Here is a 9,993-nt window from a genome sequence, read left to right as displayed (position 1 = left end):
ATGCCGAGTGTGATACAGTAATTGATCGTGATGGGATTAGTATTACGATTGAAAACGGAAAACAAAAATTTATCAAAAGCCATCCGAGTATGAATGAAAAAATGAAAATTAACGCTCAAAAGATTGCGCTAGAAAAATCGATTAAGTTTAAATTAAAGGCAACCCCTGCCCCAGCATCAACACCTGTGGAAGGCAAACCAAAGCGTGGTAGTTTAATTTGATAACTTATAACTACGTAGAAGAATATATTTCGATGTGGCGTAACGGCGACACCATTTTAAACAAAGAACGAATCATGCTTATAGAGTGGCTTGAAGCAGACATCCTGACAATGAAGGATGTTTATTTTGATAGTGAACACATAGAAAACTTTATCCAGTTTGCTGATAAATGGTATTTCCCTTTAGAGCCATTTCAAAAATTTATTACATGTTTTATTTTCATGCGTTATAAGGATTCAGATGACTTAGTGTTTGACGAATTTTTTATTTACATGGCACGTGGAGCTGGTAAAAATGGTTTTGTATCAGCACTTGTAAATTACTTCATTAGCGAGCTTCATGGAATTGATTTTTATAATGTATCAATCGTTGCCAACAGTGAGAAACAAGCAAAGACCTCCTTTACAGAAGTCTACAATGCAATAGATATGAATGATGATTTGAAGTCGTATTTCAAGCATCAAAAAGCTGTTATTGAATCAGTTGATACAAAATCAATTTTTCAGTTTCATACGTCCAATGCCAGTACAAAGGATGGTTTGCGTGATGGTTGTGTGGTTTATGATGAAGTGCATGAATATGAAAATAATGATGTAGTCGATGTATTCTCGGGAGGTCTTGGTAAAGTTGAAGACAGCCGGGAATTTTTTATAGGTACAGATGGTTTTGTCCGCGATGGCTTTATTGATCGATTAAAAGAACGCGCATTAAGTATTTTAAAACGTGAAGTTTCGGTAAAAGAGGATTCATTATTCCCATTCATGTGCTGCCTTGATGATGAAGATGAAATGCACGATGTGACTAAATGGCAAAAGGCCAATCCTATGTTTCATCCCCCATTGTCTAGTTACGCCAAAACGCTGTACAAAAAAGTTTTGAAACAATATCGCAAACTCCAAAGTGATTCATCGGGTTATGAAAACTTTATTACGAAGCGTATGAATTTGCCTAAGGTTGATTTAGAAAAGTCAGTAACATCCTGGGAGAAAATCGAAGCAACAAATCAAGAATACGATTTGGAGAAATTAAGGCGGCGCGAATGTATTGGTTGTGTCGACTATGCATCAATAAGGGACTTTGTGGCAACTGGTTTGTTGTTTACGGAAGGGGATAGATTTATCTTGCCGCCAGAGTTAACCCATTCTTTTTTATGTAAACCTTTTGCGGATAAGCATTATGCGTATAGCGGCAATAAGGCAGAAGGAAATAACAAAAAAGATCACCGTAAATTCGCACCTATTAAAAAATGGGAAGATAAAGGGTTTTTAACCGTTCTTCATAAGGATTCGATGGATCCACACATCATTGTGAAATGGTTTGTGGATAAACGGAACGAAGGTTGGAACATCATTAAAATTGTCGGTGATAATTTTAGAATGGAGATTTTGAGGCCTCTTTTCGAAGCAGCAGGATTTGAGGTAGACCCAATACGTAATCCAGATGCAGCTAGCGCGTTGTTAGCACCAAAAATTGAATTAGCATTTGATAACAGTAATGTTATTTTCGGAGATAATCCGGTAATGCGATGGTATACAAACAATGTATTGGTTGTTATCGATCCAAAAGGTAATAAGTTATATCGCAAAAAAGAGGCGGTAAAACGAAAAACGGATGGATTTATGATGTTTTTATACGGTGTTTGGGGATCTAGAGATTTAAAGGATTACGATGTTTCAGATGCTTTAGATGCTTTAGAAGCACTCAATTTTTAGGGAGGGGGTGAAAATGTAAAATGGGTTGGTTAAGTAGCGTTTTAAGAAGAAATAGCGAATTAGAATCCCTGTTTGATTTGGATTTAATTGATGAAACCAGTCATCGGGCCTATTTAAAAAAGATGGCTTTGGAAATCTGCATCAACTTCATCGGCCGGACCATAAGCCAATCGGACTTCCGAGTTATGGTGGAGAACAAGCGCCAGTATAATGATTGGCATTATCTTTTAAATGTGCGGCCAAATACAGATCAAAGTGCTGCGGATTTTTGGCAAAGTTTCATCTACAAATTGATTGATGAAAATGAAGTGCTGGTTGTTTTGACGGATGATAATAATTTGCTAATTGCTGACGATTTTGTCAGGGAAGAATACGCTGTGTATGCAGACATATTCAAAGACGTAACCGTTAAGGGGTATACGTTCAAACGATCATTCCAAATGGACGAGGTTATTTATCTTACTTATAACAATGAGAAACTTTCAAAATTCATGGAAGGAATGTTTGATGATTATGCTGATTTATTTAGTAGAATGATTGAAATTAGCATGAGGAACAATCAGATTCGTGGGACAGTTTCTGTAGAATCAAGCCAGGCCCTTGATGAAAAGAATACAAATAAGCTGCAAAATTTCATTGATAAGTTGTTTAAATCATTTAAGGTAAATTCCATTGCCCTTGTTCCAATGTTGAAAGGTTTTGAATACAACGAAGTATCAAAAGGCGATGTGAAAGGGCAATCCATTGAAGAATTAACCAAATTAAAACGGTCTGTTATTGATGATGTAGCCAATCTGTTAGGGATTCCAATTGCCTTAATTCATGGTGAATTATCTGATTATGAAACTGCTATTAAGGCGTATGTTAGGTTCTCTAATAATCCAATCGTCAAAAAAATACAGGATGAATTAAATGCAAAAATATTTACAAGAGAAGATTTCCTGAAAGGAAAGCGGATTGATGTTTACGGGTTAACCGAGAAGGATCTTATAGAAAATGCCGAGGCTGTTGATAAGTTAGTGGCCTCTGGAGCGTTTACCAGGAATGAGGTGAGGGAGTTGTTTGGTAAAGAACGATCAGACAATCCTGAATTAGATGAATTTGTTATTACTAAAAACTATCAGGCTGCAGGTACTGTGGAAGGAGGTGAGACTAAATGACGAAAAAAATTCAAGCAATCCCTTATAAGTTTTTGAATCAAACCAATGGAGAAGAACATGAAATGATTATTTCAGGTGCCATTGGCAAAAGTGGTTGGTTTTATACGGCTACTAGTGCACAAGATGTTCGTAATGCATTGGCTGAAATTACGGCACCCACAGTGCGAATTAAGTTAAATAGCGGTGGTGGCGATGCTGATCAAGGAGTGGAAATCTACAATTACTTAAAAGACCTGGATAAACATATCGTTGTGGAGGTGACATCGTTGGCCGCATCGGCTGCATCGATAATTGCGATGGGGGCGGATGAGGTGATTATGCGAACTGGATCAAGAATGATGATTCATGAAGCAGCAACCTTTGCATATGGGACTAAACAAGACATCAAGAAAACTCTTAATGCCCTTGAGACATATGATGAATCGATCATATCCATCTATCAACAAAAAACAGGTAATAGCCGTGAGGAAATTGCAAAGTTAATTGAGGCTGAAACCTGGATGACGGCCGAGCAGGCTGTTAAGGATGGCTTCGCTGACAAAGTGGAATATGAACCGAAAGAAGAATCAAAAGAAGGCATTACGGACGAACAATTACAAGAAATCATTAATACTGTTACCAACAATTTAAAACAAAATAATAAACAAAATAATGAACCTCTTCCATCTGTCCCAACTGCGCCTGAGCCAGTTATGACAAAACGTAAAGGGTTCATTTTTTAATCGAAAATACAGGAGGAAAAAAGAATGGTCATGAAATTAAATAATCATACAAAAGCCTATGATGAGGCTAAAAAAGCATATGCACAAGTGGTGAAGAATGAGAGCTCAACTCCCGAGCAAATCGAAGCAGTTTGGAACACCATGCAAGATGAGCTCGTAAATTCCTTAACAACACAAATTACCCAAGCTGTCCAAACGCAAAATGCAGATCAAACGATCTTAGCGGCTCGTGGTGTAAATGTTCTAACATCCGAGGAAACTAAATTTTTCAATGATGTCGTGCAATCGGACGGGTTTACAGACGATATTATTTTGCCGGAAACGACGGTTGACCGTATTTTTGAAGATTTAACATCAGATCATCCATTCTTGTCTGAAATTAATCTGCAGAAAAAAGGCCTTGTAACTCGCATTATTAAGTCCGATCCTTCAGGTGCTGCTGTATGGGGTAAGGTCTTTGGTGAAATCAAGGGACAACTTGAAACAGCATTTAGTGAAGAAAAAGTCACACAATCTAAATTGACGGCATTCGTTGTGCTTCCTAAAGATTTAGACATATTCGGGCCGGCTTGGATTGAGTCTTATGTTCGTACACAAATCTCCGAAACTTTTGCAGTTGCCTTGGAAAATGGATTTATCAATGGCGTAGGTCCTGTTAAAGATCAGCCAATTGGTTTAATTCGGGATTTAGACGCAGCGGTAAGCCAAACAACTGGTCACGCCAAAAAAGCTGTTACCGGTACCCTTACATTTGCTGATTCAAAAACAACAGTAAAGGAACTATCGGAAGTCATGAGTTACCTTTCCACTAAAGCAAATGGGAAATCTGTAAAAATCGGGGGGAAAGTTGTTTTACTTGTTAACCCTATCGACTCCTGGGGAGTAAAAGCTCAATATACTTTCTTGAATGCAAATGGAACGTATGTGACGGCCCTACCGTTTAATTTACGTATTGTAGAATCTGAATTTGTTGAATCCGGTGAGGTCATCGCTTTTGTAAACAACCGGTATGATGCTTATACAGCGGGTGGCGTACAAATTAACAAATTTGATCAAACGCTTGCTTTGGAAGATTGCTATCTTTACACAGCCAAACAATTCGCTTTTGGAAAAGCAGATGATAATAAAGTATCAGCAATTTATACATTATCTATTAATACTCCGGAAGGGTGATTTTGATGGCAAAATATAAAGTGTTAAAAACATTCAAGGATATCCATACCAATGAGGTTTATGAACCTCATCAGGAAATTGAAATGACAGTAAAACGGGCCAAAGAGGTTGAACAAAATCTCGATGATTCTTACTTAAGTAGGGTAGAAGAAAATGAAGATGACAAGTAGGTGATTTGATTGGAAATCACATACGAATTGCTATTGGAGTTCAAAGGACGTATGAAAATTTCACACACGAAAGAGGACGACAATCTTAAAAAGGTGTTGTCCTTTTCATATGCTGCCATAAAAAGAAAGTGTGGAGTGTTTGATATTGAAAAGCATGAAGGCGGAAAAGAACTTGTCTTTGAGCGTGCTCGGTATTCGTATAATGATGCCGTAGAGTATTTTGATGAAAACTTTGCTAGTGAAATAACAGGGTTAGCTCTGGATTTATACGAGGGGGATCCTGATGAAACCAAAGTTTAATCCAAACAAAATTGGCAGCGGTGAGTTAAGGACGCCAGTTTCCTTTTACCAATACACTCCAAACGATGGCCCAGAACCAGGAGAAGGAGCAGTGGTCCAGGTATATGAGTGTTTTGCTGAAGTGTACAGCGCAAGCATGAAAGATATCGAAATTCTCAATTCTGGCAGGGAACAACAGCAGCTAAAATTTATGAATACGAAAAATGCCGTAACTATTAATATTCGCGATTCAATCGGTGAGTATTTTCCCGACACTGAACACTACGCAGAGTTAGAGGATGATCGCTTTTCAAAAATTATAGATGGTCAGCGTCAATACATTCGTTTTAACGTGATTGATGTTCGCCCAGACTTAACCAATAACGATTTTATTACTGTTCTTTTGGCGGTGATCACATGAGTGTGGAATTTAAGGGGTTTGAGGACATCTATAAAAACCTGCAGAATCAATTGTCAGAACAGGCTTTAAGCAGAGTGACCAATAAAGCCTTAATCGCTGGGGCAAAAGAGGTTTCAAAAGCCGTCTCCGATGAATTTGAGGATTTTAAAGATACAGGGGCGTCTCAGGAGGAAATTGTAATAGGTAAAGTAACTAGCAGTAATGGGTATAAATCGGTTTTAGTGGGTTGGAATGGACCTAAAGAGCGTTATCGAATAGTCCATCTAAATGAATTTGGATATAACAGAAATGGCATAAAAATAAAACCTAATGGCTACGGATCTATTCAACGAGCAATTTCGAATAGTGAAGGAGCCTTTTTGCATGCGGTCACCAAGGAGATGAAAAAACAATTATGACAGACGGATTAATGGTGATCTATAACCAACTAAATTCAAATGAAATAATTGTTTCCCATTGTAATGGCCGCATTAAATTTTATGAATATCCCGAAACAGCCGATGCTAGCAAACCTTTCATTGTGATTGATCCGTTGGATGTCCCTGGTCCAGTGGTTTTTGCCAGTAATGAAAATCATGCCAATGAGTATTTGTACCAAATTGATGTGGAAGCTTCAAATCGTTTGCTAGTCAAAGAGATTCAACGTGAGATAAAAAAGGAACTAAAAAAGATTGGTTTCGGTCAGTTAAAAGATGGTTTAGATGAATACTTCAAAGAAACAAAGCGCTTTGTTGACGCCAGGCGTTATCAAGGACTAATAAAAGAAGAGGTGCTGTAAATGGGTATTAGAGTAGGCTTCAAGCGAGCGACGGTAGGCGTTTTAGATGTGAATGGGAAAGTCACAAAAGATGTGTTTGTGATAGAAGGGAAAACTAATAAGGGTGGTACCAAGGAAGCCACCATTTCAGGAATTTCCCCTGAATCCATAAAGTCATTTGCCTCAAATGTGGCGTATTATGTGAATGCAAAAGGCACTGGGGACGTTAAAGCGGAGCTAAGCATTTTAGACGTGCCGGAAGAAATGGCAGTCGCGGTGCTGGGCCGTAAGAAACACACCGATGGCTTTACATTGATTGGAGAACGTACTGAGGCTCCCTATGTTGCCGTATTACTGGAATCGGAAGATGCAACAGGCCAGCCAGTTTTCTTCGCTTTATTGAAAGGAAAAATGTCTGCCGGGGATGTTTCACTAAAAACAAGTGAAAATAAACCAGTAGAGCCAGACGATGAAAAGCTGACGATGGAATGTGTGTCGAATAATGATGGAGAAACCATTGCTTACGGGATCGGTTCGGAACTCGCGGCGAAATTAAAAACCTATACATTTCCCCCAGCTACACCACCTGCTGGATAATTAGAAGCCTTCCTTGCGGAGGGCTTTTTCATTTTTTTATTAATAAAAATTGGAGGAATGAATCATGTATCAATTAGACTTAACGAATTCAAAAACGAAAGAAGTCAAAACCCTTACGCAAACATGGGTAAGCGGCAAACAATTAATCACAGCATTGAAGCTGAATAATGCGGTCTATGAGGATGACGAAGAATCAACGATGGCCCTGGTCACTTTCGTCGCTGATTTATTTGGCGTCAAAGCAGATGACATTTTAGACGGTATCCAGGCTCATGAATTAATGGAAAAATTATATGAAGTATATTACCAAGTTCTTGGTTACAGCGAAAAAAAGAAACAGAAGTTGATTCAGTACATGAAGGACGGAGAAATGGAGCCGGTACTGGATTAACTCCACAACAAGCTATTGAAAATCTGAATGCGTTATTTTTGGATTTAATGAAGCAGGGAATGAGCTATCACGACATCGTTAATGCCGATTACTATCATTTGATGGAAATATTAAATAATGATGCAAAACCAACAAAAGAAAAGGCCATGGATTTGGCGGACCTTGTAAAAATATTATCGTAGGAAAGGAGGAAACTAATTGATAGGAAAAAATCAGCCACTCGGAAAAATGATCATCGAAATGGACTTATCGTCCGCCAACTTCACCAAATCTTTAACGGCTGTAAATCGGTCGATAAAAAGCGCTGAACGAGAAATGAAAGCCAATATGGCCGTGTTGAATAATGCCGATGATAAGTATGGTGCATTAGGGAAACAGGTTACAGGCTTGAACAAAATCATGTCTCTGAACGAGAAACGCATTCAGCAATTGAATGAAAAACGCAAAAATGAACTCAAGACAAATGCGGAAAGTTCGAAGGTCATACAAGATTTAAATAAAGAAATTAATACAGCTATTCAGCGACAAAGTGCCTGGCAAAAGCAAGTAAAAGATGCTACCGGCAAAATGCTCGACTACACATCGTCCACGAAAGATTTAGAATCCGAACTGGCCAAACTTAAAAAGAAGACGGACGACAATGTGGAAAGTCAGAAAAAAAGCGGGTTAGCCTTTTCTGCTCAAAAAGATAAGCTTAAAGGATTGAGTGACCAGGCGAAGATCCATCAACAAATCGTTGATACCCAAAAACAAAAAGTTGCGGATTTGACAAGGGAATTTGGCGAACATGATCGTAGAGTCGATGAGGCTAAAAACAAATACAAGTCCCTTGTGGATGAGCAACATAAATTGAATTCATCGTTCAATACTCTGAACCGAAAAATCTCCACTGTTCACCCCTCTATTGGTAAGTTAGCAGATGATATTGGAAAAGCAGAATCGAAGCTTCGAGGTTTATCCGATCGTGCCCTGACTACGGGTTCAACACTAAATGATACAGGCCAATCCATTTCATCTAGCTTTAGCGGGATTACTTTAGCCGGCGGCGTAGGCCTAGGCTATACCATCAAGCAAGCAGCTGATTTTGAACAAGCTATGGCTGATATTAAAGCGCTCATGAACCCACATGAGTGGAAAAAATACGGGAGTGGGATCAATACCCTTGTAAAAGACCTGGGACTGGAAACGAAGTACAGTAATAAAGAAGTGGCCATCGGGATGCAGGAATTGATTAAAGCTGGTGTTGATTTAGACGCAATCATGAGTGGTGGTCTAAAATCTGCCCTTTCATTAGCCACAGCTGGTGAATTGGAATTAGGTCAAGCAGCTGAAATTGCCTCCACCGTGTTGAATTCATTTAGAGATGACAATATTGATATGGCCAAGGCAGCCGACTTATTAGCCGGTTCCGCAAATGCTTCCGCCACATCTGTGGAAGAAATGAATTATTCCTTATCCCAGGTTTCAAGTGTGGCAGGGCCCGTTGGGTTTAGCTTTGCAGATACAAATACAGCATTGGCAGTTTTTGCTCAAGCGGGGCTTAAAGGAAGCGATGCAGGTACATCCTTAAAAACCATGATCATGCGGTTGTCTCCACAGACTGATGCAGCTGCAACGGCAATGGCTGAATTGGGCATTGCGACAACCAATACAACGGCCGGCTATAAATACTTAGTGGAAAAGGGCATCCAGCCAGCTTCGAGAACCGTTCCAGATTTAGATAAGGCATTCAAAGAATTAGCCAAACAAGAACTTGGTTCTGGGGCATCTAAAGCAAAATTGAGAAAAGAATACGATCGGCTTCAAAAAACGAGTGGGTACCTTTCATCTTCCTTCTTTGATGAGCAAGGTAATGTTAAATCCATGTCTGAAGTTTTCAATATTCTTCAAAAGTCTACAAAGAATCTTTCCAAAGAACAAAAAATCAATGCCTTTAATACCATTTTTGGTTCGGATGCCATTCGAGGCGCCATGATTGCTAGTAAATCAGGGGCTGAAGAGTTTGACAAGATGGGCGTAGCCATTAATAAAATTAGTGCCGATGATGTAGCAAAAACTAAAATGGACACATTAAAAGGCTCTATTGAAAAAATGAAGGGTGAAGCGGAGAGTGCTGCCACGACGTTCGGAACTGCCTTGATCCCGACCATAAAAACTGCGGCCGGAACCATAGAGGATGTAGTTGGCTGGTTCAATAAATTAGACGAGGGTACGCAGCATTCCATTGCAAAATGGTCGGCGATTGGTGTGGGTGTAGCGGGTGTAGGCGCGGCACTTGGATTTTTAACGATTGGAATTGGTGGTTTAGTTACCGGCGTCGGAAAGATTACGCGTGGCGGAGCTGGTCTCCTTAAGTTTTTATCAAATGGAGTCATTAATTTAGGTAGTTT

General features: G+C 39.2%; 13 protein-coding genes and 1 pseudogene. All 14 read left to right on the top strand.

Features of this window, described 5'->3' with window-relative positions:
- A pseudogene (locus tag CVN76_RS05180) lies at positions 1-221 on the top strand (hypothetical protein); the annotation flags it as partial.
- Between the two features lie 32 nt (positions 222-253).
- Positions 254-1,933 (top strand): terminase large subunit domain-containing protein, encoded by a 1,680-nt coding sequence (locus CVN76_RS05175; protein WP_232732113.1) that lies wholly within the window; start codon positions 254-256, stop codon positions 1,931-1,933.
- Positions 1,934-1,953: 20 nt separating this feature from the next.
- The gene (locus CVN76_RS05170) at positions 1,954-3,093 is read left to right on the top strand and encodes a phage portal protein (protein WP_100530516.1); all 1,140 of its coding nucleotides are present in this window, start codon (positions 1,954-1,956) and stop codon (positions 3,091-3,093) included.
- Entirely contained in the window at positions 3,090-3,815 is a 726-nt protein-coding gene (locus CVN76_RS05165) for a head maturation protease, ClpP-related (RefSeq protein ID WP_100530515.1), read from the top strand. Before CVN76_RS05170 ends, CVN76_RS05165 begins: the two co-directional genes overlap by 4 nt.
- A gap of 24 nt (positions 3,816-3,839) precedes the next feature.
- Positions 3,840-4,988 carry a phage major capsid protein gene (locus CVN76_RS05160; protein ID WP_100530514.1) on the top strand — a complete coding sequence of 383 codons (1,149 nt, stop codon included), beginning with the start codon at positions 3,840-3,842 and terminating at the stop codon, positions 4,986-4,988.
- Between the two features lie 5 nt (positions 4,989-4,993).
- Positions 4,994-5,158 carry a hypothetical protein gene (locus tag CVN76_RS31390; protein ID WP_198512492.1) on the top strand — a complete coding sequence of 55 codons (165 nt, stop codon included), beginning with the start codon at positions 4,994-4,996 and terminating at the stop codon, positions 5,156-5,158.
- Between the two features lie 51 nt (positions 5,159-5,209).
- The gene (locus CVN76_RS05155) at positions 5,210-5,458 is read left to right on the top strand and encodes a hypothetical protein (RefSeq protein ID WP_083232216.1); all 249 of its coding nucleotides are present in this window, start codon (positions 5,210-5,212) and stop codon (positions 5,456-5,458) included.
- Positions 5,442-5,858, top strand: a complete 417-nt coding sequence (locus CVN76_RS05150; RefSeq protein ID WP_100530513.1) for a phage head-tail adapter protein — start codon at positions 5,442-5,444, stop codon at positions 5,856-5,858. Before CVN76_RS05155 ends, CVN76_RS05150 begins: the two co-directional genes overlap by 17 nt.
- Positions 5,855-6,256 carry an HK97 gp10 family phage protein gene (locus tag CVN76_RS05145; RefSeq protein ID WP_100530512.1) on the top strand — a complete coding sequence of 134 codons (402 nt, stop codon included), beginning with the start codon at positions 5,855-5,857 and terminating at the stop codon, positions 6,254-6,256. Before CVN76_RS05150 ends, CVN76_RS05145 begins: the two co-directional genes overlap by 4 nt.
- Positions 6,253-6,636 carry a DUF3168 domain-containing protein gene (locus tag CVN76_RS05140; RefSeq protein ID WP_100530511.1) on the top strand — a complete coding sequence of 128 codons (384 nt, stop codon included), beginning with the start codon at positions 6,253-6,255 and terminating at the stop codon, positions 6,634-6,636. Before CVN76_RS05145 ends, CVN76_RS05140 begins: the two co-directional genes overlap by 4 nt.
- Complete coding sequence (locus CVN76_RS05135) at positions 6,637-7,212, top strand: major tail protein (protein ID WP_100530510.1); 576 nt, start codon at positions 6,637-6,639, stop codon at positions 7,210-7,212.
- 64 nt (positions 7,213-7,276) lie between these two features.
- Entirely contained in the window at positions 7,277-7,603 is a 327-nt protein-coding gene (gene gpG / locus CVN76_RS05130; protein ID WP_100530509.1) for a phage tail assembly chaperone G, read from the top strand.
- A 59-nt stretch (positions 7,604-7,662) separates the two neighbouring features.
- The gene (locus CVN76_RS32065; RefSeq protein ID WP_269800016.1) at positions 7,663-7,785 is read left to right on the top strand and encodes a hypothetical protein; all 123 of its coding nucleotides are present in this window, start codon (positions 7,663-7,665) and stop codon (positions 7,783-7,785) included.
- Between the two features lie 16 nt (positions 7,786-7,801).
- Positions 7,802-9,993: phage tail tape measure protein (locus CVN76_RS05125; RefSeq protein WP_157805539.1), on the top strand; the 2,192-nt coding region annotated here is incomplete at its 3' end.

The sequence above is a fragment of the Bacillus sp. mrc49 genome (genome assembly GCF_002803435.1).
The sequence above is the reverse complement of the archived record's forward strand: the minus strand, read 5'-3'. Positions and strand labels throughout refer to the sequence as shown.